General features: G+C 37.1%; 26 protein-coding genes and 1 riboswitch. Of the genes, 16 read left to right on the top strand and 10 right to left on the bottom strand.

The features are described 5' to 3' along the window. Positions 1-73: 73 nt before the first annotated feature. The gene (locus CRO54_RS07080) at positions 74-1,327 is read left to right on the top strand and encodes a competence/damage-inducible protein A (protein ID WP_097130367.1); all 1,254 of its coding nucleotides are present in this window, start codon (positions 74-76) and stop codon (positions 1,325-1,327) included. A gap of 122 nt (positions 1,328-1,449) precedes the next feature. Beyond that, complete coding sequence (locus CRO54_RS07075; RefSeq protein ID WP_097130364.1) at positions 1,450-2,799, top strand: dihydrolipoamide acetyltransferase family protein; 1,350 nt, start codon at positions 1,450-1,452, stop codon at positions 2,797-2,799. A 596-nt stretch (positions 2,800-3,395) separates the two neighbouring features. On the opposite strand, the gene CRO54_RS07070 is transcribed toward CRO54_RS07075, so the two are convergent. The 3 genes from CRO54_RS07070 to CRO54_RS07060 all read right to left on the bottom strand — a co-directional run bounded on the left by CRO54_RS07070 (position 3,396) and on the right by CRO54_RS07060 (position 7,136). Continuing rightward, positions 3,396-4,637 carry a homoserine dehydrogenase gene (locus CRO54_RS07070; RefSeq protein WP_097130362.1) on the bottom strand — a complete coding sequence of 414 codons (1,242 nt, stop codon included), beginning with the start codon at positions 4,635-4,637 and terminating at the stop codon, positions 3,396-3,398. 111 nt (positions 4,638-4,748) lie between these two features. Beyond that, on the bottom strand, positions 4,749-5,807 hold the full coding sequence (locus CRO54_RS07065) for a homoserine O-acetyltransferase family protein (protein WP_097130359.1): 1,059 nt from the start codon (positions 5,805-5,807) through the stop codon (positions 4,749-4,751). A 30-nt stretch (positions 5,808-5,837) separates the two neighbouring features. Continuing rightward, positions 5,838-7,136: an O-acetylhomoserine aminocarboxypropyltransferase/cysteine synthase family protein gene (locus CRO54_RS07060; protein WP_097130358.1), complete on the bottom strand. Its 1,299-nt coding sequence runs from the start codon at positions 7,134-7,136 to the stop codon at positions 5,838-5,840. A 273-nt stretch (positions 7,137-7,409) separates the two neighbouring features. After that, positions 7,410-7,520, bottom strand: a riboswitch (SAM riboswitch). Positions 7,521-7,821: 301 nt separating this feature from the next. Here CRO54_RS07060 and epsC point away from each other — a divergent pair. Continuing rightward, positions 7,822-8,628 carry a serine O-acetyltransferase EpsC gene (gene epsC / locus CRO54_RS07055; protein WP_097130356.1) on the top strand — a complete coding sequence of 269 codons (807 nt, stop codon included), beginning with the start codon at positions 7,822-7,824 and terminating at the stop codon, positions 8,626-8,628. Between the two features lie 96 nt (positions 8,629-8,724). Further along, complete coding sequence (gene cysM / locus CRO54_RS07050) at positions 8,725-9,597, top strand: cysteine synthase CysM (protein WP_097130355.1); 873 nt, start codon at positions 8,725-8,727, stop codon at positions 9,595-9,597. A gap of 218 nt (positions 9,598-9,815) precedes the next feature. Here cysM and CRO54_RS07045 read toward each other — a convergent pair whose 3' ends face one another. After that, positions 9,816-10,931 (bottom strand): trans-sulfuration enzyme family protein, encoded by a 1,116-nt coding sequence (locus CRO54_RS07045; RefSeq protein WP_097130353.1) that lies wholly within the window; start codon positions 10,929-10,931, stop codon positions 9,816-9,818. Positions 10,932-11,146: 215 nt separating this feature from the next. Here CRO54_RS07045 and CRO54_RS07040 point away from each other — a divergent pair, with 215 nt between their 5' ends. Both CRO54_RS07040 and CRO54_RS07035 read left to right on the top strand, forming a co-directional pair. After that, a complete protein-coding gene (locus tag CRO54_RS07040) occupies positions 11,147-11,638 on the top strand; it encodes a lipocalin family protein (RefSeq protein WP_097132299.1) in 492 nt (163 codons plus the stop codon). A 157-nt stretch (positions 11,639-11,795) separates the two neighbouring features. Then, on the top strand, positions 11,796-12,680 hold the full coding sequence (locus tag CRO54_RS07035) for an SDR family oxidoreductase (protein WP_097130351.1): 885 nt from the start codon (positions 11,796-11,798) through the stop codon (positions 12,678-12,680). Here CRO54_RS07035 and CRO54_RS07030 read toward each other — a convergent pair. Then, positions 12,670-13,158: a CinA family protein gene (locus CRO54_RS07030; protein WP_097130348.1), complete on the bottom strand. Its 489-nt coding sequence runs from the start codon at positions 13,156-13,158 to the stop codon at positions 12,670-12,672. The two genes, CRO54_RS07035 and CRO54_RS07030, sit on opposite strands and share 11 nt — an antisense overlap. Before the next feature lie 191 nt (positions 13,159-13,349). Between CRO54_RS07030 and CRO54_RS07025 the strand changes: the two genes are divergently transcribed. From CRO54_RS07025 to CRO54_RS07010, 4 genes are all read left to right on the top strand, one after another. Then, complete coding sequence (locus CRO54_RS07025; protein ID WP_097130346.1) at positions 13,350-13,880, top strand: DUF892 family protein; 531 nt, start codon at positions 13,350-13,352, stop codon at positions 13,878-13,880. A 5-nt stretch (positions 13,881-13,885) separates the two neighbouring features. Then, positions 13,886-14,266, top strand: a complete 381-nt coding sequence (locus CRO54_RS07020; protein ID WP_097130345.1) for a response regulator — start codon at positions 13,886-13,888, stop codon at positions 14,264-14,266. A 94-nt stretch (positions 14,267-14,360) separates the two neighbouring features. Further along, a complete protein-coding gene (locus CRO54_RS07015) occupies positions 14,361-15,482 on the top strand; it encodes a sensor histidine kinase (RefSeq protein ID WP_097130343.1) in 1,122 nt (373 codons plus the stop codon). Next, entirely contained in the window at positions 15,469-16,152 is a 684-nt protein-coding gene (locus CRO54_RS07010) for a response regulator transcription factor (protein ID WP_097130341.1), read from the top strand. Before CRO54_RS07015 ends, CRO54_RS07010 begins: the two co-directional genes overlap by 14 nt. On the opposite strand, the gene CRO54_RS07005 is transcribed toward CRO54_RS07010, so the two are convergent. Beyond that, the gene (locus CRO54_RS07005) at positions 16,149-16,394 is read right to left on the bottom strand and encodes a hypothetical protein (protein ID WP_097130340.1); all 246 of its coding nucleotides are present in this window, start codon (positions 16,392-16,394) and stop codon (positions 16,149-16,151) included. The two genes, CRO54_RS07010 and CRO54_RS07005, sit on opposite strands and share 4 nt — an antisense overlap. 110 nt (positions 16,395-16,504) lie before the next feature. Between CRO54_RS07005 and CRO54_RS07000 the strand changes: the two genes are divergently transcribed. Beyond that, positions 16,505-17,983: a glycoside hydrolase family 130 protein gene (locus CRO54_RS07000; protein WP_097130338.1), complete on the top strand. Its 1,479-nt coding sequence runs from the start codon at positions 16,505-16,507 to the stop codon at positions 17,981-17,983. 109 nt (positions 17,984-18,092) lie between these two features. On the opposite strand, the gene CRO54_RS06995 is transcribed toward CRO54_RS07000, so the two are convergent. The 3 genes from CRO54_RS06995 to CRO54_RS06985 all read right to left on the bottom strand — a co-directional run bounded on the left by CRO54_RS06995 (position 18,093) and on the right by CRO54_RS06985 (position 21,589). Then, positions 18,093-20,366 (bottom strand): glycosyltransferase family 4 protein, encoded by a 2,274-nt coding sequence (locus CRO54_RS06995; RefSeq protein WP_097130336.1) that lies wholly within the window; start codon positions 20,364-20,366, stop codon positions 18,093-18,095. Between the two features lie 65 nt (positions 20,367-20,431). Further along, positions 20,432-21,007: a DUF4142 domain-containing protein gene (locus CRO54_RS06990; RefSeq protein ID WP_097130334.1), complete on the bottom strand. Its 576-nt coding sequence runs from the start codon at positions 21,005-21,007 to the stop codon at positions 20,432-20,434. Positions 21,008-21,076: 69 nt separating this feature from the next. Further along, complete coding sequence (locus tag CRO54_RS06985; RefSeq protein ID WP_097130331.1) at positions 21,077-21,589, bottom strand: ferritin-like domain-containing protein; 513 nt, start codon at positions 21,587-21,589, stop codon at positions 21,077-21,079. Between the two features lie 191 nt (positions 21,590-21,780). Between CRO54_RS06985 and CRO54_RS21170 the strand changes: the two genes are divergently transcribed. After that, a complete protein-coding gene (locus CRO54_RS21170; protein WP_171047856.1) occupies positions 21,781-21,957 on the top strand; it encodes a DUF6496 domain-containing protein in 177 nt (58 codons plus the stop codon). Positions 21,958-22,015: 58 nt separating this feature from the next. Here the strand turns inward: CRO54_RS21170 and CRO54_RS21165 are convergent, their stop codons facing one another. Beyond that, entirely contained in the window at positions 22,016-22,174 is a 159-nt protein-coding gene (locus tag CRO54_RS21165; RefSeq protein WP_171047855.1) for a hypothetical protein, read from the bottom strand. Positions 22,175-22,316: 142 nt separating this feature from the next. Between CRO54_RS21165 and CRO54_RS21705 the strand changes: the two genes are divergently transcribed. From CRO54_RS21705 to CRO54_RS06965, 4 genes are all read left to right on the top strand, one after another. Beyond that, a complete protein-coding gene (locus CRO54_RS21705) occupies positions 22,317-22,514 on the top strand; it encodes a KTSC domain-containing protein (protein ID WP_097130329.1) in 198 nt (65 codons plus the stop codon). A gap of 86 nt (positions 22,515-22,600) precedes the next feature. After that, positions 22,601-22,798, top strand: coding sequence for a hypothetical protein (locus CRO54_RS06975; protein WP_138765776.1), 198 nt, complete (start codon positions 22,601-22,603; stop codon positions 22,796-22,798). 13 nt (positions 22,799-22,811) lie between these two features. Further along, entirely contained in the window at positions 22,812-23,162 is a 351-nt protein-coding gene (locus CRO54_RS06970; RefSeq protein ID WP_097130325.1) for a hypothetical protein, read from the top strand. Then, positions 23,149-23,604 carry a ferritin-like domain-containing protein gene (locus CRO54_RS06965; RefSeq protein WP_097130323.1) on the top strand — a complete coding sequence of 152 codons (456 nt, stop codon included), beginning with the start codon at positions 23,149-23,151 and terminating at the stop codon, positions 23,602-23,604. Before CRO54_RS06970 ends, CRO54_RS06965 begins: the two co-directional genes overlap by 14 nt. The last annotated feature ends 7 nt before the right edge of the window (positions 23,605-23,611 follow it).

Below are 23,611 nucleotides of genomic sequence, written 5' to 3'. Positions count from 1 at the left end.
TCATTCTCAAATCTTTTTAAGTTGCTTTTGAAAAAAACTTAATCATTCTATCAATCAAAATTCAATTATTAATATGTACGCTGAAATTATAACCATAGGTGATGAAATTCTAATCGGCCAGATTGTAGATACCAATTCTGCATGGATGGGAGTTGAATTAAATAAGATTGGTGTAAAAGTGAAGCAAATCACTTCTATTTCTGATGAAGCTAGTCATATTGTAGAAGCCTTAGATGAAGCTCAAAAACGTGCCGATATCATTTTGATTACTGGCGGCTTAGGTCCAACCAAGGATGATGTAACGAAAATTACTTTAGCCAAGTATTTTAACATGCCGTTAAGGTTAGATGAGGTAACGTTAGCACACGTAAAGGCGTTTTTTGATAAACTGAACAGGCCAATGATTGAGGCTAACATCAAACAAGCGGAATTGCCAGATGGTTGTACCGTGGTCATGAATAAAAATGGTACAGCACCTTGTATGTGGTTTGAAAACAATGGGAAAATCATTGTGTCGATGCCGGGGGTGCCTTTCGAGATGAAATATCTGATGCAAGACGAAATCATTCCTCGTATTCAGCAAAGGTTTAAGATGCCTTTCATCGTGCATCAAACGATTTTGACTGTTGGTTTAGGAGAATCTTTTTTAGCAGAGCAAATTGCGGATATTGAAGACGCTTTACCATCCCATATCAAACTAGCTTACCTGCCTAAATTAGGATTAGTTCGTTTGAGGTTAAGTGCTACAGGTGATAATGAACAAGTTTTGTTAATAGAGGTAGCTCATCATACCAAGAAGATTGTAGAACGAGTAGAAAAGTTTGTTGTATTAACTGAAGATGTGCCTTTTGAAAAAGCCATATTAGATTTAATGGGCAAGCACAGTTTGACCTTATCGTTAGCAGAAAGCTGTACTGGTGGATATATTTCTCACTTATTTACGCAACATCCTGGTTCGTCAACTGTTTTTCAGGGCGGCGGCGTAACTTATTCTAATGCTTTAAAACAATCTGTTTTAGGGGTTAAGGAAGAAACTTTGCTTGAGTTTGGTGCGGTGAGCGAACAAACTGCTTCTGAAATGGCATTGGGAGCAGTTGCTAACTTCAAAACAGATTATGCAATTGCTGTTACAGGTATTGCTGGTCCAGATGGTGGTTCGGAAGACAAACCTGTAGGAACAGTTTGGGTAGCTGTAGCTAGTAAACAGGAAGTAAAAGCAAAAATGTACAAGTTTGCTAGTCAGCGGTTACAAAATATAGAGCGTTCGGCAATGGCCGCAATGATGATGCTTTTTCTACAGTTGAAACAAGATTTGGAGATTGGTTAAGTGTTTGAATTGTTTAATAGTGCCAACTTAAAACTGCGAACCGAAAACCGTCGACGCTTTTAATAACCCATTAAAAAACGTACTTTTGTCGGCATACCTAAATTTACATTAACACAAAATATATGGCTCAATACGAATTGTTATTGCCTAAAATGGGGGAGAGTGTTGCAGAAGCAACTGTTATCAAATGGACTAAACAACCTGGTGATTATATTAATTTAGATGACACCATTCTAGAGATTGCCACCGATAAGGTAGATTCGGAAGTGCCATCGCCAGTAGAAGGTAAATTAGTAAAACATTTGTTCGCAGCCGATGATGTAGTACAAGTAGGTGCGGTAATTGCCATTATTGAGATTGAAGGCGAAGAAACTGCAAAAGAAGTGAAAGCTCCCGAGCCATTGGTTGAAGTAAAAGAAGAAGCTACTGTTGAAGCGTCAATTCCGGGTATCAGTCAGTTACCAACTGAAGCAGAAGTTCCGGTAAATGTAGATTTTAAATCTTCTGACAGATTTTATTCGCCCCTGGTCAAAAATATTGCTAAGGAAGAAGGTGTTTCTATAGAAGAATTGGATAGCATAAAAGGTTCTGGAGCTGATGGTCGTTTGACGAAGGAGGATTTACTAAATCATATTCAAGCTAAAAAAGGAGGTTCTACTTCTAGAATTAGCAATACTTTGGCACAAGCCAAATCTGCTGTTGAAGCACCTCAATCGCCAAAGGTTGCTCAGCCTGCTCCAGTTGCAACTAGTGTAAGTGGTGGCGATGAAATCATTGAGATGGACAGAATGCGTAAGTTAATTGCTGACCACATGGTAATGAGTAAGCAAACTTCGCCACATGTAACCTCTTTTGTAGAAGCCGATGTAACTAACTTAGTGTTGTGGCGTAACAAAGTGAAGAAAGCTTTTGAACAACGTGAAAATGAGAAAATCACTTTTACGCCAATTTTTGTGGAGGCAGTAGCAAAGGCAATTAAAGATTTTCCGATGATTAACGTTTCTATAAATGGAACTCAAATCATTAAGAAAAAAGATATTAATATAGGTATGGCGGCAGCTTTACCCTCAGGTAATTTAATTGTCCCTGTAATTAAAAATGCTGATCAGTTAAATATTGTTGGATTAACGAAAGCTGTTAACGATTTAGCGAATAGAGCCCGCATTTCTAAACTAAAGCCAGACGAAACCCAAAATGGAACATTTACATTAACTAATGTCGGTTCTTTTGGTAACGTAATGGGAACGCCAATTATTAATCAACCTCAAGTGGCTATTCTGGCTGTTGGAGCGATTAAGAAAAAACCTGCAGTTTTAGAAACTGAACACGGTGATGTAATTGCGATTAGACACATGATGTTCCTTTCTCTTTCTTATGATCATAGGGTGGTTGATGGTTCTTTAGGTGGTTCTTTTGTACGTAGAGTTGCAGACTATTTAGAAAACTGGGATATTAACAGGGAAATTTCATAGACTTCTATTTGAATGATTTATATCTATCCCGACGATTTTTTTGTCGGGATTTTTTTTTCTTTTTTGCCGTCATTGCGAGGAGGAACGACGTGGCAATCTTTAAAATTAACCCTCTCTGCCCTTTGGGCATCTCTCCCTTTCAGGGAGAGAATAACGTTTAGGTATGTTCAGTGACATTGATATTAACACAAAGTATATTAATTGCAGTGCCCAAATTGCCCTCTTTCAGAGGGGGGTGGTCGAAGACCGGGGTGTTTGCGACGCTATACGATCTAACGTTAATTGGAATAAATAATGAAGTTAACTAGACTGGATGGAAGTGGAAACCCCACAGCAAAGCGCAGCGAAGGCGAGGAGTTGTAACGAACAGCCAGGCTTTCGGGAAATAGCAGCAATGAAATTGCTCTTCAAGATAGAATTAACGTGATGAAAGATAGATTTGCTTATTTGTGTTCAAAGATTTAACAGAGTTTTTTTTCAAATCTCCGCTACGGTCGAAATGAAGACCGTTTATAAATTTAATAAAAACCATAAAAAAGTAAAAGCCCAGACATCCATCTGGGCATTTTACTATCAAAACAAAACAATATAAAAATTTAATTTACTAAAATTCCTTCTTCGGCTATAGCTTTAATGTCTTGTTCGCTATAGGTAATTCTGCCCGTTTGAGCAATAAAAACGTCTTTGTTCACCAAAATATCTTTGTTCTCCAGAAGGCTTTTCAAGCTTACGTTTCCGATAACATATTTGTAATCGTTACGAGAGAAACGTTCAGAGATATTCTCAATTTGCAGCTTCTCTACAGTATATTCATGTTGGTAGCGTAGGTAAACTTCTAAGCTTACTTTATCCGTATGGATTAAGCCGTTTTGTTGTTTGTATTTTTTGTATTCGTAACGATAATCGTAGCGCAATGCGGCAATGTCAGAAAGCACAGCAGCACCTGTTGGATGGCCTCCAGCGCCTTTTCCGAAGAAGAATTGTTTATCCGCAAAAGCAGCTTGTACCGTTACACCATTGTACTCATTTTCTACGTTATAAAGAAAATCATCGCTCTTTACAAACTTTGGCAATACAAAAGTAATGACCTGTTTAGTGCTGATTTTTCTGGTAGTAGGCACTAACTTGATTTTGTAGTTCTTCTCCTTTGCGTATCGGATATCTGCATCACTTAAGTTCTGAATACCGATGTTTAAAATCTTGTCAGGATTTAGGAACAAACCGTAAGCATGCGCCGTGGCAATGGTCAGTTTAAATTTCGGGTCGTAACCACCCACGTCTAAAATAGGGTTGGTTTCTGCAAAGCCTAAATCTTGTGCTTCTTTTAAAGCTGCTTCGTAGCTAGCACCTTCGTTAAATATTTTAGAAAGGATATAGTTGGAAGAACCGTTAAAAATACCACTGATACCATGTAAAAGTTCGTTGTCGTAATATTCCTCTAAGTTTCTAATGATTGGAATACTTCCGCAAACTGCGCCCTCATACAATAGAGACGTACCGTTTTCTTCCTGCAATTGTACCAGTTCCGCCAAATGAGTAGCAATCATTTTTTTATTAGCAGATACTACATTTTTGCCACTAGTTAATGCTCTTTTTGTAATGGTGTAGGCTGCTTCGGCGTCGTCAATTAACTCTACAATGGTATTGATTTCTGGATTGTCTAAAATCTCATCGTGTGAGGTTGTAAACAAGTGTGCGTCTAAAGTTCTACGTTTTTCAGGGTTTTTGATGGCTATTTTAACAATTTCTAGATTTAGGTTTTGTGCTTTTATAATATCGTGTAGACCTTGTCCAACAACTCCAAATCCAAATAATCCTATTTTAAGTTTCTTGCTCATGTGTTTAAATTAGTATTGCGATAAGCATATTGCGTATTGAGATGTGCCGTTCAATACCTAATTCTCTTTGCTATCTGCTATTTTTACTTTTTACTTTTCGCTTTTAACTTTCTAAGCGATGTGTTGTAGTTTAATTACTTTTTTATTTCTGCTTTCTTTTAAAAACTGTCCAATGATGTTGGTCAACTTATCTGTTTCTATTAAAAATCCGTCGTGACCGTAGGCACATTTGATACCTGCAAACTGTGCATCATCAATGTGTTTCGCCAAAAATTGTTGCTCTGTAATAGGGAAGAGGATATCGTTCTCAATACCTACCACTAAAGTGTTGGCTTTTACCAATTTCAAAGCATCAGCTATGCTTTTTCTGCCTCTGCCAACGTTATGACTATCCATTGCTTTGCTTAAATACCAATAACTGTAAGCATTAAAGCGTTTGCACAATTTCTCTCCTTGGTAGTTTTGGTAAGATGATGCTCTGAAATCGGTCACTTTATCATCTGTACTTTCCAATTGCGTTTCGTTGTAAGCTTCATAAGTTCTATACGAAAGCAAAGCAATACTTCTTGCTGTTTTTAATCCTTTTAAGCCACCATTTGGTTGGTTGGCAAAGAACGTTCTATCAGTAGCAATTGCCAAACGCTGACTTTCATTAAAAGCAATTCCCCAAGGTGAGTGAGCTGCATTGGTTGCTACTAAAATCAAGTTTTCAATTTCGGTTTTCCCAATGATAGACCATTCCAAAGCTTGTTGGCCACCCAACGAACCACCTATCAATGTTTTAACCGTCTTAACAGCCAAATGGTCGGCTAATAACTGGTGTATCGCCGCTAAATCTCTAATGGTAAACTCAGGGAAAGCCAAATAATAAGGCTGTCCTGTTACTGGATTTACGCTTAGTGGATTGGTAGTGCCATAGTTAGAACCTAAAACATTGGCACATACAATGAAATGTTCTTCTGGATTGAACAAATCCTTTGCGCCAAATAAACCCTTCCACCAATCTAATACATCGGCGTTAGCCGTTAAAGCATGACATGCCCATATTACATTGTCTTTTTTAGCATTTAATTTGCCATAAGTTTGATATGCAATTTCCAGATTGCGGAGTTTTTTGCCGCTTTCTAGCTTGAATATTTTTGGATATTTATAGGTTAACGAAGTACTCATTGTTGGTTGTTGTGGTTGTGTTGTTGTGTGTTAGTTTAAGGAAGAAAGTGCTTGTTCGAAGTCTGCCTTAATATCATCGATATGCTCGATACCCACAGAAACTCTTAATAAACTTGGCGTTACGCCAGCGGCTAATTGTTCTGCTTCGCTTAGTTGTTGATGCGTAGTTGCGGCAGGCTGAATAATCAAGGTTTTTGCATCGCCTACGTTTGCTAAGTGGCTCACCAATTTTAAGCTATCAACCAATTTAATGGCATTTTCTTTATTTCCTTTTAGCTCGAAACTTAACACTGCGCCAAATCCATTTGATAGATATTTTTTCGCATTTGCGTGATAAGGGCTGCTTTCTAAACCTGGGTAATTTACTTTGGCAACTGCTGCATGGCTTTCTAACCATTTAGCCAAAGCCAGTGCGTTTTCTACGTGGCGTTGAACTCTTAATGAAAGTGTTTCTAATCCCTGCAGTAATAAGAAAGAGTTGAAAGGCGATTGCGATGCTCCAAAATCTCTCAAACCTTCTACACGTGCTCTGATGATGAACTGGATATTTCCGAAAGGACCATTCTGTCCAAACACATCATTGAAAACTAAGCCGTGGTAACCTTCTGATGGTTCGGTAAATGCCGGAAATTTGCCATTGCCCCAGTTATAATTTCCGCCATCAACTATTACGCCGCCAATACTGGTTCCATGACCACCAATCCACTTTGTGGCAGATTGTACTACTACGTTTGCACCGTGCTCAATTGGTCTGAACAAATAACCAGCAGCACCAAAAGTATTGTCAACGATTAAAGGTAGATCATGTTTTTTCGCAATAGCAGCAATTTGTTCGAAATCGATGATGCTGAAAGACGGGTTACCGATAGTTTCTAAATAAAGGGCTTTTGTATTTTCATCAATTTTAGCTTCAAAATCTGATGGATTATCGCCATCTGCAAATTTTACACTAATGCCTAAACGCTTAAAAGCAACTTTGAACTGGTTATAAGAACCTCCGTACAAGTGACTAGATGAAACAAAGTTATCACCAGCTTGTAAGATGTTGTTTAAAGCGATAAACTGCGCTGCTTGTCCTGAAGCAACGGCCAAAGCTGCTACACCACCTTCCAAAGCAGCAATACGTTTTTCAAAAACATCTGTAGTAGGGTTCATGATGCGGGTGTAAATATTTCCAAATTCTTTTAATGCGAAAAGATTAGCACCGTGTTCAGAGTTTTTAAAACCGTATGATGTTGTTTGATAGATTGGAACTGCTCTAGAACCAGTTGTAGGGTCTATATCTTGTCCAGCGTGAATTTGTAGAGTTTCGAATTTATGTTGTGACATTTGATTTACGAGTTTAGATTTACGATTTAGATTTATTTTAGCCTAATGTTGGGCATAACTTGATGTTGCGTACCCGTTTGATAGGGCCTTCCTAATGTGTTTGAAAAAATTACAAGTGGAAGATTTTTGATTTTAGTACATGCGAATGCACATACACATCATTGATTGAATATTACAACAATTGCAACTAATAGAATTACAAATAGAGTTTTGTCCGACCTGCTCGGGAAACGTGTTTCTTGAAGAAATAGAATTAATTAGTTTCATCTTATTAATTTATATTTCCAAAATGCACCATGCAATTTGGTCAGGAATTGGCACCTTCTCTTTTTGAGGGTTGCCAGTGGGTCAGTGAGCCTGTCTCTCGCCACTTCTTTATAAATCAACAACCGTAAGGTAATTGACTTTTATTTGGTTCTCCAAATAATGTTTCAAATATAGGATGTTTTTTGTTTTAATACAAAATAAAATTCTGAAATATTTTTAAATCATTGTTTGTTAATGAGTTGTTGTTTGTGTTTTGCCACAGATGCACAGATGTTTTAATTTCTAATATCAAATAATGATTTATCTGTGCATCTGTGGCTAACTTATAGCCCCCTCAAAATTATAATTCAATATTAAGATGATAAATCCTAGTAAAATAAAATACTAACTTTGTAGACTTACTATACAATTTAAAGTTTTGACTACCGAATTTCTAAATAGCATTATCCAGCGCCAAAACCAGCAGCAGGTTGTACCTTCTAACCAGACCATTGCGAATTGGGCTCAATCTTTATTGAACTTGATTTTTCCAGAGAGAGGGGCGTCTACCAATTATAATCAAGATGTACTTAAAGGAGTTTTCTTCGAACTGAAAGAAGAACTTCAGTTGATATTGAAGTCTACGAAGTCATCTAACAAAGAATTAAGTAAAGGAATCGCAGATACTTTTTTTGATAGGTTACCAGAGGTTTATCGTAAGTTAAATAATGACTTGGTCTCGCTTGTAGACGGCGACCCCGCAGCACAAAGTGAATTTGAAATCATAAGGTGCTATCCTGGGTTTTTCGCTGTGGCCATGTATCGCTTTGCACATGAACTGCATTTGTTGGATGTGCCTCATATTCCCCGAATCATTACCGAATATGCACATACAGTTACCGGAATAGATATTCATCCGGCAGCGCAAATTGGCGAGTATTTGTACATTGACCACGGAACGGGTTTAGTAATAGGAGAAACGACCATAATTGGCGATCATGTTAAGTTATACCAAGGGGTTACTTTGGGAGCGCTGAGTGTAGATAAATCGAAATCTAACTCTAAACGACACCCCACTATTGGCAATCATGTAATTATTTATTCTGGAGCAACTATTTTAGGTGGCGAAACGTTTATTGGTGATCACAGTGTAATTGGTGGTAATGTTTGGTTAACGAAAAGTGTGCCTGAAGGGTCAACAGTTTACCATCAGGCGGAAATTAAAATTAAGGAGAAGAATAGTTGATCAGTTTTCCCGCAGATATACGCTGATTTTTCCGCAGATTAACCATCTTAAATCTGCATTATCATCTGCGAAAACCAGCGGGTAAAAAATATAGATATGAAAACCATTATTGATTGCATTGGAAATACACCATTGGCGGAAATTAGATATTTGAACACCAACCCTAATGTCAAAATTTATGCTAAGCTAGAAGGAAATAATCCTGGCGGAAGTGTTAAAGATAGAGCTGCGTTAAACATGATTCGCAGTGCGATGGAGCGAGGTGAAATCGATAAAAATACAAAATTAATTGAGGCAACTAGTGGCAACACAGGAATTGCCTTAGCAATGATTGCTTCGATTTATGGTATCGATATTGAATTGGTAATGCCATCAAGTTCTACCAGAGAACGTACCTTAACGATGGAAGCTTTTGGAGCGAAAGTAACTTTGCTAGAATCTATTGAAGTTTGTAGAGATTATGCAGAGGAAAAAGGAACACAGCCTGGTTATTTTCTGCTAAACCAATTTGCTAACCCCGATAATTATTTAGCGCATTATAAAACTACCGGTCCTGAAATTTGGGACGAAACGCAAGGAAAAATTACTCACTTTGTAAGTAGTATGGGGACTACAGGTAGCATCATGGGGAATTCTAGATATTTGAAAGAAAAGAATCCCAATATTCAGATTGTTGGTTGTCAGCCAACAGAAGAGTCTTCTATTCCGGGTATTCGCCGCTGGCCAATTGAATATTTGCCAAAAATTTACGAACCTGAACGAGTGGATAGAATTATGGATGTTTCGCAACAAGACGCAACCTCGGCTGCAAGGGCATTGGCGAGAAAAGAGGGCATTTTTGCTGGAATGAGCAGTGGTGGAGCTTTGCATTGCGCATTACAATTAACGGAAGAATTAGAAAGCGGATTGATTGTATTTATTACCTGTGATAGAGGAGATAGGTATTTGAGCAGCGATTTGTTTGGGTAGTAAACCTTACCCGTCATTTCGACGTTAGGAGAAATCTAACGATATGCTTAAGTAAAGTTGCTAGATTTCTCTCCCATACGTAAAGGACCGCATTACAGTCAAATGACGGAACATTGTCGTCATTCCCGAGTAGGCGGGAATCTTAAAGCGAATGCATTACTATGCCCAATCGAGTTGGGGATGACGAGGCCCTAGGTATGCATTATACCACTTTCAACTTAACCCAGCGCTTGTTCCAAATCCGCAATTAAATCATCAATGTGTTCTAGCCCAACCGAGATACGAATTAAATTCTGAGGTGTTTTGCTAGTAGGTCCTTCCACAGAAGCACGGTGCTCAATCAAACTTTCTACGCCACCTAAACTTGTTGCCTGACTAAAAACTTTCACACTGTTCACTACCTTTCTAGCAAAATCAGCATCACCTTTGGTTAAAATAGAAAGCATACCACCAAAACCTTTCATTTGTTTCTTCACAATTTCGTGTTGCGGATGCGATGGCAGTCCTGGGTAATAAACAGCCTCTACTTTAGAATGCTCATTTAAGTAATTCGCTAGTTTCTCTGCGTTTTCGCAGTGACCTTTAATACGGTAAGCTAATGTTTTGATACTTCTCAACAATAAAAAGCAATCAAATGGAGAAGGTACAGCACCGCCTGTTTCTTGAATATTTTTAATCTTATCGAAAAACTCATTTTTAGCAGCAAAAGTTAACGAACCTCCTAAAACGTCACTATGTCCGCCAATATATTTAGTGGTAGAGTGCATTACAATATCAGCTCCTAAAGCAATTGGGTTTTGTAAAATTGGGGAAGCAAAGGTGCTATCTACTGCAAAAATCAGCTCGTGTTTTTTAGCAATTTTTCCTAGTACCTCAATATCGCAGATCTTTAACAGCGGATTAGAAGGTGTTTCTACCCAAAGTAAAACAGTATTGGCCTTTATATAGTTCTCTACATTGTCTACTTCTGTTAAATCAACGAAATCGAAAGATAACGTATCAGCAAAAATAGTGAGTAGTTGCTTTTTAAAACCCCAGTACATATCGTCTGGAGCGATAATGTGACTACCAGGCTTTAAGGCTTGAAAAATTGCCATTCCAGCGGTGTTTCCTGATGAAAAAGCGCAAGTATCAGCGCCGCCTTCTAACTCGGTAATTACTTTTTCCAGCGCAGAACGATTAGGATTGCTTACTCTACTATACATGTGACCGCCAGGATAGCCACCATCTTCGCCTCTAAAATAGGTGGTAGAAAGATGAATTGGAGAAGTAACATCTCCAGTAACGGCTTTTACTAAGTTAGAGGCGTGAATAGCAGTAGTTTCTGGCTTCATGATAATTGAATTTAAAAGGTGATAAAACAAATGTAGATTAAATAGCCCAATTACTTTATTTTTGGCAAGATTTATGTAAAGAGTTTCACAGAAATTATACAAAGGCTGATTTCTTTTTTAATAAAGAAAATTGCCATCAAACAAAATATTAAAAAATGAAACCGTTCCAATATTTCTGAATAGTTTCATTACAAATGAAAACAAATATTAAAAAAATGAAAAGACTAATTTTAGCTATCGCTTTATTCTCTGCATCGTTGGTGGTGTTAGAAAGCTGTTCTCCGAAAACTACTTCAGGTACGCCTGCAGTTAGAAGAGGCAATGTTACGGGCAACTGGATGTTAAACAATATTACATTCGAAGGTATTCCTGATGTGGCTGTAAGGTCATTCTTAGGAGAGAGTTCTTATAAATGCTTTGTTGGCAGTACTTGGAGATTAACTAATAGCGGCAATGGTAGCTATAGTTTGCCGTCAAGTGCAAGCTGCTCAGCTAAAACTCAAAATATATTTTGGTCTGTAAGCACAGCTGATGAAACTTTCCAGTTCAAAAAATTATATGAAGGCGAGAAAGCTAAAAATGTTACTGAAGGTTATCGTTTAGTGCTAACCAGCGCAGATGATAATGCAATGACGGTTAAGTCTCCAATTGAATACAGTGGTAAAACTGCTTACGTGGTAATGAACTTCGTAAAAGCCGTAAACTAAGGTAAAAGATACTATTTAAAAAGTCGTGGACGTTTGTTCACGGCTTTTTTTATTGCCGTATAAATACGCAAAGCCATCAGTATTTAAGCTTAAAAGATAATTTAAAGGAACTTTTCTGTCGTTCATTCGTTCAACCTTATATCGTTAATAGATAATTATGAAAGAACAGCTAGACCCAAAGAAATTGTATCCAGCGCCACCGTTCAATACGCCTGAGCAAATCTATCCAGGAACAGAAGATAAAATGGTGCCTAAAGCCGACCATGGCGAAGATAGCTACATCGGTTATGGTCGCTTCACTGATAAAAAGGTAATCATTACCGGTGGAGATTCGGGAATTGGCAGGGCAGTAGCCATTGCTTTTGCCAGAGAAGGTGCAGATGTACTGATTAGCTATCTAGCTGATGCGGAAGACAAAGACGCTGAAGAAACTGCTGAATATGTAAGGAGGGCCGGAAGACAGGCAATCTTAATGAAAGGTGATATTACTAATGAAAAACAGTGCAAAGCAATAGTTGATAAAGCTGTTAAAGAATTTGGACAGATAGACGTACTCATCAACAATGCTGCTTTTCATATTAGTAGAGAGAAAATAGAAGACATTCCAACGGAAGAATGGAACCGTACTTTTGAAACCAACGTGAATGCAATTTTCTACTTATGTAAAGCGGCTGTACCTCATATGCCTAAAGGGAGTAGCATTATTAATACTACATCGGTAGTTGCGTTTGACCCTTCGGAGGATTTATTGCCTTATTCGGCTACCAAAAGTGCAGTCATCAATTTTACTTCAAATCTCAGTCAGATTTTATTGAAACAAGGTAAGGGCATTCGCGTAAATGCTGTGGCGCCTGGTCCTGTCTGGACTCCATTAATTCCTGCCACTAAATTTAACGTAGAAACGTTTGGCCAAAACACAGCTATGGAACGTCCAGGGCAGCCAGTAGAATTGGCTCCAGCTTTTTTGTTTTTAGCTTCGGCTGATGCCAGTTTTATTTCTGGTGCGGTGTTACCGGTAACAGGTGGCAGAATTACAATTTAGTGAAATAAACAAGCATTTCTGTAATCACCTGCTTAACATAGTCTTTTTGGACTTCGGCAGGTGAGTTTTCTTTGGTGAATAATTGATGCGTATGCACAATTTTATGGTTGAAGGCGATAGCCATGTAAGCGTGTAATTCAATGATATTTTGCTCAGGAACTGGGCTTGCATAACCAGTCACGGCGATACCCATTTTACTATTAAGCAAATTACAAACTTGTAGTGCCATTACTTCGGCTGTGGTTTTTGAAACGCAATTACAGCTCAAGCCTTGAATAAAATCTAATCCTAAATGCTTTACTTTTTGCCCAATATTGTAAGTAGTAATTCCTCCATTAAAAATGCTCAACGCTTGTGGCATTTGACTTAAAGTAAATTGTAAATAACCAGCAGTAACACTTTCTGCTACACCTATAGATATTTGCCGTCCTAAACAATACTCGCTTAGCTCTTTCAGGGTTATTTCTGTAATGTTCATATTTATTAAAACACTAAGCTTCAGTAAATTGTTTATAGTTTCATAAACCAAAAAGACATCATTAAATTCAGTATTTATACGTTGTTTTTTAGTATAAATATCCTTTTCAAGATAAATATGATATCGGATATTAGTTAATACAAATCATCACGTAGTGAGATGGTTATTCTTTGATTTTTAATTAGTTAGTTATGGTTAACACAATTCAATCTAATGTTTCAAAAGAGAAGACGCTCAACAAAGGAGATTTTAAATCTTTAAAAGAAAGTTTGCCACAGGTTTACGGTGCCGAAAAACAATGGTCTACCGTGTTGCCAATTTTACAGTTAGCAGTTGGGTGCGAAGATTTGATGGAAACACTCGACAAATTTGAAAAGGAAGGCAAAAGCCACGTCCATCGCCTAGAAAGTATATTTCATGAAATAGATATCGCAGTGGAAGAAGGCGAAAATAAAGATGTTGAAGTGCTGATTGAAGAATGTTACGATATTATAGATGTAACGCCTAGAAATAGCTTTATACGTGATGCAGGTTTAATTGTGGGGATGCAACAACTGCAACAATATCAGCTTACGGCTTATACTTCTTTATTAGCGCAAGCCTTAGAGTGTAATGCACAAAAAATAGTCAATCTATTAAGGGTAATTATTTATAATAAACAGCAAGAAGAAGAGCAGTTGGCTATGGCAGGTACGAGCCAAATGCTCGATGAAATAACCTAAACACAATGACAAACATTCCTATCGCTACCGAGAAACGTAAATTGCTGATTTTTGAGGACGAGGATAGTATGCAAACTATTCTTACAGAGGTATTAATTTCTGACAGATTTCAGGTAGAATTCGTTTCGAAGGAGGCGATTGGGGAAACTAATTCTTCTGAGCCAGAGCTTATCCTGCTCGATCATTCAACTGCGCCATTATCTCATGCAGAAAATTTATGTGAGAAAATTAAATCATCATTTCCTACTACGCCTTTAATTGTGCTTTCTGCTTATCCATTAAATAATTTTTGTAACTACGCCAATCACATGGATTTGTTTATAGCCAAACCTTTTGATTTAAATCACTTTTTGAGTAGTATAGAAAGCTGTTTGACTAAGGGATAACTTTAAATCTTCCTACAAAAGTATTACAACTATTTGGTGTGTCGCTTTTATTTTTTGTCTATATTTAATTCTATAAACCATCTAGAAACGCTGCATGGAGAAATATAAAGCTGCAAATCTCATAGTCCAAAATTTACACCATCATATACTAATTGAAGACTTTGAATTGGAATCTGCTGTGTTTTCTAAAATAGCAGATGCGGTGCCTGATATGTTGTATGTTACCGATATCCAGCAGATGCGAAAAATCTATTCTAATACGCATATCCAACATTTATTTAAAATGGGAAGCGAGGAAATTTGCGAAATGGGCTCTCGGTTTTTTGAGAAAACAGTTCATCCGGCAGACCAACATAGATATTTTGAGCGCATGGATATCTTGCGCAAAGCTAAGGACAATGAGGTGGATGAGTTGGAATATAGGATTATAGACCATGAAGGAAAAGTACGTTGGTTAACTACGAAGAGAAAAGTTTTAACGCGAGATGAGTATGGCAAACCGTTGCAAATTATAGGTATCTCTCAGGATATTACCGTGCAAATGGATCTGAATGCCGAACGCGAACGTCTTATCGAAGAGCAATCTAAACTAAAGGCCGTGCAGCAAAGGCGATTGTTTAAGGCAATCATCAATGCGCAAGAAGAAGAACGTAGAAATATTGCCGAAACACTTCATAATGAAATTGGCCAGTTGTTGTTTGCAGCACAATTAAAGTTAGGTGCATCCGAAGCTGAAAGTAGGGCTTTGATTAATACTGCAATAAAGAAAGTGAGGCAAATTTCGTTTGAACTTACGCCGGTACTGCTCAATGACATGGGTTTGGAAGCTGCTTTAAAGGATATGTTGGAAAGAAAGTTAGATGCGCTTAACATTAGCTTTAACTTCAGTTTCAACATTAAAGAGAACCGTTTAAGCAGCAATATGGAAGTGGTACTTTATCGCATTGTACAAGAATTGTTAAATAATACCATCAAGCATGCGCAGGCTACTCATGTTAATGTACTTATTTTACAAAAGGAAGAAGAGTTATATGTGAGCCAGACAGATAATGGAAAAGGCATGGAAACGAGTGTGTTATCCAATCCAAAGAAAGGATTTGGCTTAAAAAGTGTAGTTAATCGCCTACATCTTTTAAATGGTGTTTTTGAGGTTTTTTCGAAACCTAATAAAGGAACTAAAATTTTAATGAATATCCCTCTAAATGGCGCAGAATAATAATAAAGTAGTCAATATTTTATTGGCTGATGACCACCATCTGGTACGTGATGGTATTAAGTCTCTCATAGAAAAGTATAGCGAGTTTAAAGTGGTTGGAGAAGGTGCGGACGGCGCAGAAATCATCGAAATCTTAGAAACGACAGAAGAAAAGATAGATTTGGTACTGGCAGACATCAATATGCCAAATATGAGCGGCTTAGAACTTTCTGAAGCGATTTCTGTTCAATATCCAACCGTAAAAGTACTCATACTTTCTATGCTAGACCATGAGAAATATGTTTCTCAGGCATTGCAGTCTGGCGCAAAAGGATATTTGCTTAAAAGTGTGAATGAAGAAGAATTGATATTTGCGATAAAGCAAGTAATGAGTAACTCATTTTATGTATGCTCAGAATTGACACACCAGTTGCTAAGTAAAAGTTTGTTGGGTTCTGGCTTTAAAAGTAAGCCCAGTAATGGTTTAAAGGTAGATTTTTCTAGTAGGGAAATAGAAATTCTAGAACTGATTGCCGAAGGTTACACCAATTTAGAAATTGCAGATAAATTGTTTACCAGTAAACGTACCATAGAAGGTCATCGTTTACAGATGATAGCTAAAACAGGCGTACGCAATACAGCAGCGTTGGTTAAGTTTTGTATTACTAATGGCGTACTACATTACGTTTAGGGTGGCGTAATTTTTTCTTCAATCTGCTTTCCTATACGTTGTATGGTATTGTCGTCTAAATCGCCCCAGAGTTGCTCCCATTTGCCATAGGTCTCGTCTCTTAGTTGGGTAATTTCATCGTCTCCAATTAAGCAAGAATAGTAGGGAACACCATCAGTGGTTTCTAATTGCACCACTTTAATATGCTTTTCCTGTTCGTTAATTTGAGCTATGATATAAAAATCTACTTCTGCTGAATCCATCACAATGTTTTTCTTTATAACACCTAGTGTATAATTTAGTTTGAAGGCATTTGCATTAATAAAAACATCTATGCTTTTAAAATTGTTAGTTTAACTAAACATAATCTAATATGAGGATAACAGTTAGCAGAAAACCGGTTAAGGTTTACCCAGACCCAAAAAGAGTAATTGCAAGGTTTTTTTATAATGGCGATGAACGAGCCAGGGAAGTAATTACAAAGGTGACCAGCCTAACCGAGCGACAAATCTTTGATATTGTATCTCCTTTACTTCAAGAGTTTTCAAAACGTCACCGTAACATTACCAAGGTGTTTTTAAAGCATTGCAAGAAAATACAGTGGCTCATCGAAGAAATGGGTATTGATTACAAGGAGATGGACGAGTTTACCAAATACCTCATTGGTTCTTATTTTACTCACGAATATTCTATCGAATCTGCTGCATTCTTTAATCCTTCTATTGTAGAAGACCCTGATCAGTCTAATTTGGTGGAAGGAGAGAAGCGGGTGATTATCAGTTTTAGAGCAGTGGGAGAAGGACATATTTCTTCGGTTGTTTTTAGAAGAGCGCTACTAGATGCGCATAATAACATCCATGTTTTACCAGCTGGGAACTATATTGATGAAGCTGAAGTGGTAAAAAATGCTATCTACAATAAAAGGTTATTCTTGAAGAAAGCAGCAGATGCAAATATTTCTATGAATGTGATTACTGATGTAAATGCACATTTGGGAGATAAATTTGATTATCCTCAATTAAGAAAACTAGTTTTGGATGCAAAGGAAAAGCAAGCTGAAGATACAGGCAAATTGGAATACGACAGAATTCTATGGTTATCTGATACTTATCATGAAATCTGTTTTTCAAAGGATACCGACATTTCTGATAGGGTGATTTTTCCAATCTCAGAATTTGAGCGCAAAGGAATTGAAGATGCCCGTTTTGTACGTTTTACTAAGGATGACGGGAGTATCATTTACTATGGAACTTATACCGCTTTCGATGGCGCATTCATCATCCCAAAGTTAATGCAAACCACCGATTTTTACGACTTTAAGGTGAGTCCGTTACATGGAAAAGGAGCGCAGAATAAGAATTTGGCTTTATTTCCAAAGAAAATTAATGGTAAATACGCAATGATGTCGAGGATAGATGGATGGAATAATTACCTGATGTATTCAGATAGAATTACGGTGTGGGACCAACCCATAAAACTTCAGTCGCCGTTATATTCTTGGGAGTTTATTCAAATAGGTAATTGCGGATCTCCTATAGAAACAGAGGCTGGTTGGTTAATCATCACCCACGGCGTTGGACCAATGCGAAGGTATTGTCTGGGTGCAAGTTTGCTAGATTTAAATGACCCTTCGATAGAAATTGGAAGGCTACATGAACCTTTATTAGTTCCAAATCCTGATGAGAGGGAAGGCTATGTGCCAAATGTATTGTACTCTTGTGGTTCTATCATCCACAATGGTGAACTAATTATTCCATATGGTTTGTCTGATTACTGCTCTTCGTTTGCTACTGTGAATTTGCAAAGATTGCTAGAGCGTATCATGGAAACAAATAACGGAAGTTCGGTTTAATTTTAAATAGCCGTCCACTTAAATTTGTCGGATGGCTTTAGCCAAACCTTAAAAAAACAAAAATCCCTCGCTTCATTTGAAGCGAGGGATTTTTGTTTTGTGTTATTTCTTATTTCTCTAAGATATCAGCTTGTAATTTGTTGTCATCTGCCAAGTAACGATATTCTATTTCCAGTGCCTTAAAAACTACCAAATGGGAAATTAGGTAGGCTAAAGTACTCTCAGCACCTTGGTTTCTATTTACACTGAAATTCTGTAAGCCATCTGCACATCCTTTAGTTTCGTGGTCATAAAGTGGAAGATTTAAGCTATTTTCTCCTAAAAACCATTGATAGCTTTGATAAAGATTGTGCATGTATTTTTCATCCTTAGTTACTTCGTAAGCTTTGAAGTAAACTAATACCATGGCCATTGTTTCGATAGCTTGTTGGTCGTAAAGTGCCATAGGTTGCCCTTTTTCTAACCAACCATCATTACCTACCGGATTTAGAAAACCGAACATTAAAGTCTTCTCAGTTAAAAACGTTAAGCTCTCCAGTGCAATATTTAGCGATTGTTCATCTCCACTAATTTCGTAATGACATAATAATGCTAACGGTAATAAGGCATTATCATAAGTCATTTTCTGCTCAAACCAGTGCCAATCGTTATCTTTATTATTTTTATATGCATTTATCAACGGTACTGCTAATTCATTCAGTTCATTTACGATATCAGTATGATGCGAATTGGCTTTCAGGTAGTGATTAATTCCAATCATCGTATTTGCTACACCTCGTAAATGCTCTAAATGGGTAAAGTGAGGTACTGATTTTAAGAATAGTTCCGTAGCAAATTCTTTATAAGAGTTGTTGGGAGCGAAATTAATGAGGTAACCTAAAGACCAAATTGTTCTTCCAAAAGAATCTTCAGAACCAACTTCGTCTAAGTAATTTCTGTTGAAGCTTAAAAAGTTACGGAAATTTCCATCCTCTTTTTGCATGTATTGGATGTAGCTCAAGTAAATAGGTAATAGCTCTAAAGCTTCTTTACTTTTATACTGTTCAAATGCCATTAAAGCCATAATTAGCGCTCTAGCATTATCATCTAAACAATATCCTTCTTTAAGGTTCGGGATACCATATTTAGCGTGTTGAACAATTCCCGTATCATCCGTTAAACGACGAATGTGACTTAAATTAAATGTAGGGATACTATCGACGTCGATAATATGTTTGTTATCTAAATTGGCTCTTTCTTTATCCGAGATGGCTTTCTCCAAAACCTTGATATAGTTTTTACCAATACTAGGCCAACGTAACGATAGACCATATTGATATGCATTATATTTAAGCTCATTTAACTTTTCTGGTTGCTCCAACAAATCATTGGTTAAATTTGCCAATTGATGATGGTCTTTGAAATCAAACAGTAGGCCACGTTTTTGTGACAATAGTTCTTGTGCATGCCAGTAGGGAGTAGAAATAACTGCAGCACCTGCACCTACAGCATACGACAAAGTTCCGCTGGTAATTTGCGCTTCGTTTAAATATGGTGTAATATAAACATCTGCTGCAGAAAGATAGTGATGTAATTCTTGTTCATCCACAAACTTATTGACGAATACCAAATGGCTTTCCACGTTTAGTTTTTTAGCTAATCTTTTTAAACTATCGCGATATTCTTCTCCCGCACTTTTAACTACGCCAGGATGTGTATTTCCCAATACTACGTACTTTACATCTGGATGTTTTTTTACGATTTCAGGCAAAGCTTCTACTACAGTTTCCAAACCTTTTCCCCTGCTAATCAAACCAAAGGTGAGGAGAACCTTACTGTCTTTAAATGGATAAGCTCTTTTAATTGGATTATCTTTAGCAGGTTCTAAATCAGGTACGCCATGTTCTATGTATTGTATTTTTTCTTTAGGAACTTGATAAATACTGGTTAAAAATCCAATTGCTTTTTGACTCATCACTACAATTTTAGACGAACGCTTCGCTATTTGTTGGATGATGGTTTGTTGGATGTAACTAGGTTGTTTGAGTACGGTGTGTAAAATTGTTACGATGGGCTTGTTAATTCTCGCCATTAAGGTGAGTAGATATAAACCACTCTCTCCTCCGTAAATGCCAAATTCGTGTTCTAAAACACAAGCATCTACTTGGCTGGTATTGATATAATCAGCAGCTCTTAAGTAATCTTTTTGGTTACTCTGTCTAATGATATATTTAACATCTCTAGGGTATTGGTAAGTGTCTAAATTTTCGGAATCACTTAAAGCAATAACAAAACTATCCTTTGAAACCACTTTGTGTTGGTTAATTGCAGCAGATAAGTTTGCATTAAAAGTGGCTATTCCACATTCGTTAGGTAGAGAAGTGCTGATATAAGCTATTTTCATTGTATGTCTATTTGAGGCTCTTGCGCAGGTATATTAAGGCAACAATTGCCCAGCGTAAAAGTTTACTACAATCCTTTTTTTATCTTTCTTATTGCATTTAGATGTGAATTAACCACCGAAACCATTTTACTTGCGAAAGCTTTCAAATCTGTGTCAGTACCTTTTCTAGCTTCATGCTCCATCACTGCTAACACCTTTACGTGATTTTCTTCCATCAATTGTGCATATTTCTTATCGAAATCTGTTCCCTTCTTTTCCGCCAGCTCATTTCTATGCTTTTGGTGTTCACTACTCATGGTGGCTGGCAAAGTAATGTTCTTGCTTTTCGCTAAAGCCATCAACTCATCGTTTGCCATACCATGGTCTTTCAGCATCATATTGGCATAATTTTTAATTTCCTGATTGCTGGTGTTCGCAATAGCTAAATTGGCAAAGTTGATTTCTGCCAAGCTCGCATCTGCTGCATTGGTAGCAAATTCTGCTTCATTGTCGCGAACGGTGATAATGTCAGCAGAATTGGTAACGGTATCTTTAGTTTGGTTAATGCTATCTGCCAATTCCTTCGAGTCTTTTTCTTGAGAATTACAGGCAATCATTACAGTAAATAAAGTGCTATATAAGAGGAATAATATATTTTTCATGATATGGAACAATTTGATGATAAAAGAGCCGGCGTCGAAATTTTATCAACGTCGGCACAAACCAAATAATTAAGCAGCTACATTTGCTTCAGACATTGCAATTTCTGTTAGTTTGCTGTCTGTGTCTTTTTCTTGATCTAGCGTAGTTTGTAGTAAACCTCTTGCTTCTTCATGTTGCATTAAAGTAGCATAAGTAACCAAACAGCCGTAGGTAGCAATTTCATAATGCTCTACCTTTTGCGCTGCTGCAATTAAAGCTGCATCTAGAGCTTCATCGCCTTCAAATTCTTCCATAATTTCTTCTGCTTCGTTTAACAAACCTTCCATCGCTTTGCATTTTTTACCTCTCGCACTTAAGTCAATGCTGGCAAAAACTTGTTTCAGCCTTTCTATTTGTTCTTCTGTTTCGGCATGGTGCGCTGTAAAAGCGTTCTTTAGGTTTTCGCCAACTGCTTTATCTGCCATTTTTTTCAGGCCTTTTAAAAGTTGTCTTTCGGCTCCCAGAATATCTCTTAGTTCGTCAACAAATAAATCGTGCAAATGCGCATTTGGCATTGCTTTGCTATCTTTTTCACTTTTCATAATACTTTAGTTTTTAGTGGATTTGTTTTGATTTTGTATCCTTAAAAAGAAGACATTAAGCTTTTTTGTTTGGCGTAGAAATAAAAGAGGTATTTTTTGAGGTGTATCAGGTACTAATACCTGATTGGAATTTTTCATAAACAATTGCTTGTAATAAAGCTTATTAGTTAATGTAGGTAAATATTAAGCTGATGGCGAAATACTCAGGAAAAGCTAGCGAAAAAGTAGGAAAAGCAATGCACGAAATGAAAGAAGGGAAGTTGAAAACAGGTACGGGTAAAAAAGTAACTTCCAAAAAGCAGGCAATTGCCATCGGCTTGTCAGAAGCTAGGGAGGCAGGAGCGAAGGTTCCAAAGAAGAAATCTTAGACCGGTTTTAGTGTAGAAATAATTAGAAAGTTTAGAATTAAATGAAAGAGATTTAATCTTACTCAGGTTTGTTTTTGTCTGAATGGATAAACTCATCTACTTGAGCTTTTAACTCATTAAACTTATTTTCTGTCTCTTTAGACTTGGCTCTTAAAGCTTTCGATTTTTTTAGCAAGCTATCTGTAGTTTGTTGGTTTTTGCTTGTTTTTTCCGCCATATCAACTTTGTTTACGTGCTAATTCAAATATACCTATTAAACGCCTCGAAAAGTGATCTATTATAAAAATGGGTATAAATCGGGCTAACTACTTATATAATGTTGTATTAATTCTTAATGCCTAAGTATCCTATTTAAAGATATGCCGTCGTCAGTTGTTTTACGTATCAATTACCATTTGGAGCTTAAAGCGTTAACTGTAACTTTCATTTCCGGAGAAATTTACTTGTATGAGAACGTTCCTGAGAAAATTTACAAAGAATTTAAGGCCTCCGTTTCTAAAGGAAACTATCTTAACAGGAAAATAAAAAAATGCTATCGAGCTAAAAAGGTGCTTTGATCAAAATACCTGATTTTAAAATAACTGGAACTTTTTACTCCTTTCAGGTATTTAGTAATATATCAATCTTAATAAAAGTAATGAAAATGAAATCAATTTTAGTACTCATTGCTGTTGCTTTTGGTGTTTTCATCAGCAGCTGCAGTTCAGAAAAGAAGCAAGAAAAAATGTGGGATACGAGTGTTGCCGCAGATAGCGACTTTATCAATTTAGATACAGGAAGTGCCAGCGGAGCATCCATAGACACCGCATCATCAAAAACAGATACTACCAAGGTTAATTAATAAGCTAAGCGTTATGGAAATTCAATTTGAACAGAATAGAGACTTCAATCAGTCTCATAGAGAAGGAAATCAGCAGACTAATCGTAAATCTGGAGAGCCACAAGGAAGAGAAGGCGATCCTAATCAGCGTTTAGTAAAAAGAGAAGAATTGGATACAGATGAAAAAGTGTTAGACCGTAGACCAGCAGATGTACAAGAGGAAAAGGCGAATGAGACGGGAAATGAAAAGTCTTCGGCTATTGCTGGCGTACAAGATGACCAGCAAAATTCTACTCGTGGAAGCAGTAAACCGCTTGGAGAAAATGCAATTCAAAAAACAGAAATAAAAAGTAAAGAAAGCGAAGAAAATAATGGAAACGAATAAGAAGGTAATTGAAGATTTAAAAGGCTTGGTAAATATTGTAAATGATGGTAAGGAAGGATATTTATCCGCAAGTGAAGCTACCGAAAGTACTGAACTGCGAGATTTGTTTTTACGTTTATCGTCGCAGCGTGTAGGTTTTGCTAACGAGCTAAAAAATCACATCACCCTGCATGGAGGCAGCAGCGAAAATGAGGACGGTGGTCTTTTAGGAGTTTTGCACAGAACTTGGATAGATATTAAGGAGGCACTGAGCAGTAAAGAAGACGCAGCTATTTTGGGTGCCATTGAAACGGGAGAGCAGGCAGCCATTGAAAAATACGATAGGGTTTTAGAAGACTATGCTACTCATGCAGACCACATTGGTTTGTTGCAAAAGCAAAGAACCGGCATTTTGGAAGCGCTCAAGGAAATAGAAACCTACCATATCCGATTGGAAAGATAAAATACAA

Origin of the sequence: Pedobacter xixiisoli, assembly GCF_900215335.1 — a bacterium.
Classification (GTDB): domain Bacteria; phylum Bacteroidota; class Bacteroidia; order Sphingobacteriales; family Sphingobacteriaceae; genus Pedobacter; species Pedobacter xixiisoli.
The sequence above is the reverse complement of the archived record's forward strand: the minus strand, read 5'-3'. Positions and strand labels throughout refer to the sequence as shown.

Excerpts from the sequence above, each read along its gene's own strand:
- CRO54_RS07080 (WP_097130367.1), top strand. The coding sequence starts at position 74 with ATGTACGCTGAAATTATAACCATAGGTGATGAAATTCTAATCGGCCAG.
- CRO54_RS07075 (WP_097130364.1), top strand. The coding sequence starts at position 1,450 with ATGGCTCAATACGAATTGTTATTGCCTAAAATGGGGGAGAGTGTTGCA.
- CRO54_RS07070 (WP_097130362.1), bottom strand. The coding sequence starts at position 4,637 with ATGAGCAAGAAACTTAAAATAGGATTATTTGGATTTGGAGTTGTTGGA.
- CRO54_RS07065 (WP_097130359.1), bottom strand. The coding sequence starts at position 5,807 with ATGAGTACTTCGTTAACCTATAAATATCCAAAAATATTCAAGCTAGAA.
- CRO54_RS07060 (WP_097130358.1), bottom strand. The coding sequence starts at position 7,136 with ATGTCACAACATAAATTCGAAACTCTACAAATTCACGCTGGACAAGAT.
- cysM (WP_097130355.1), top strand. The coding sequence starts at position 8,725 with ATGAAAACCATTATTGATTGCATTGGAAATACACCATTGGCGGAAATT.
- CRO54_RS07045 (WP_097130353.1), bottom strand. The coding sequence starts at position 10,931 with ATGAAGCCAGAAACTACTGCTATTCACGCCTCTAACTTAGTAAAAGCC.
- CRO54_RS07040 (WP_097132299.1), top strand. The coding sequence starts at position 11,147 with ATGAAAAGACTAATTTTAGCTATCGCTTTATTCTCTGCATCGTTGGTG.
- CRO54_RS07035 (WP_097130351.1), top strand. The coding sequence starts at position 11,796 with ATGAAAGAACAGCTAGACCCAAAGAAATTGTATCCAGCGCCACCGTTC.
- CRO54_RS07030 (WP_097130348.1), bottom strand. The coding sequence starts at position 13,158 with ATGAACATTACAGAAATAACCCTGAAAGAGCTAAGCGAGTATTGTTTA.
- CRO54_RS07025 (WP_097130346.1), top strand. The coding sequence starts at position 13,350 with ATGGTTAACACAATTCAATCTAATGTTTCAAAAGAGAAGACGCTCAAC.
- CRO54_RS07020 (WP_097130345.1), top strand. The coding sequence starts at position 13,886 with ATGACAAACATTCCTATCGCTACCGAGAAACGTAAATTGCTGATTTTT.
- CRO54_RS07015 (WP_097130343.1), top strand. The coding sequence starts at position 14,361 with ATGGAGAAATATAAAGCTGCAAATCTCATAGTCCAAAATTTACACCAT.
- CRO54_RS07010 (WP_097130341.1), top strand. The coding sequence starts at position 15,469 with ATGGCGCAGAATAATAATAAAGTAGTCAATATTTTATTGGCTGATGAC.
- CRO54_RS07005 (WP_097130340.1), bottom strand. The coding sequence starts at position 16,394 with ATGGATTCAGCAGAAGTAGATTTTTATATCATAGCTCAAATTAACGAA.
- CRO54_RS07000 (WP_097130338.1), top strand. The coding sequence starts at position 16,505 with ATGAGGATAACAGTTAGCAGAAAACCGGTTAAGGTTTACCCAGACCCA.
- CRO54_RS06995 (WP_097130336.1), bottom strand. The coding sequence starts at position 20,366 with ATGAAAATAGCTTATATCAGCACTTCTCTACCTAACGAATGTGGAATA.
- CRO54_RS06990 (WP_097130334.1), bottom strand. The coding sequence starts at position 21,007 with ATGAAAAATATATTATTCCTCTTATATAGCACTTTATTTACTGTAATG.
- CRO54_RS06985 (WP_097130331.1), bottom strand. The coding sequence starts at position 21,589 with ATGAAAAGTGAAAAAGATAGCAAAGCAATGCCAAATGCGCATTTGCAC.
- CRO54_RS21170 (WP_171047856.1), top strand. The coding sequence starts at position 21,781 with ATGGCGAAATACTCAGGAAAAGCTAGCGAAAAAGTAGGAAAAGCAATG.
- CRO54_RS21165 (WP_171047855.1), bottom strand. The coding sequence starts at position 22,174 with ATGGCGGAAAAAACAAGCAAAAACCAACAAACTACAGATAGCTTGCTA.
- CRO54_RS21705 (WP_097130329.1), top strand. The coding sequence starts at position 22,317 with ATGCCGTCGTCAGTTGTTTTACGTATCAATTACCATTTGGAGCTTAAA.
- CRO54_RS06975 (WP_138765776.1), top strand. The coding sequence starts at position 22,601 with ATGAAATCAATTTTAGTACTCATTGCTGTTGCTTTTGGTGTTTTCATC.
- CRO54_RS06970 (WP_097130325.1), top strand. The coding sequence starts at position 22,812 with ATGGAAATTCAATTTGAACAGAATAGAGACTTCAATCAGTCTCATAGA.
- CRO54_RS06965 (WP_097130323.1), top strand. The coding sequence starts at position 23,149 with ATGGAAACGAATAAGAAGGTAATTGAAGATTTAAAAGGCTTGGTAAAT.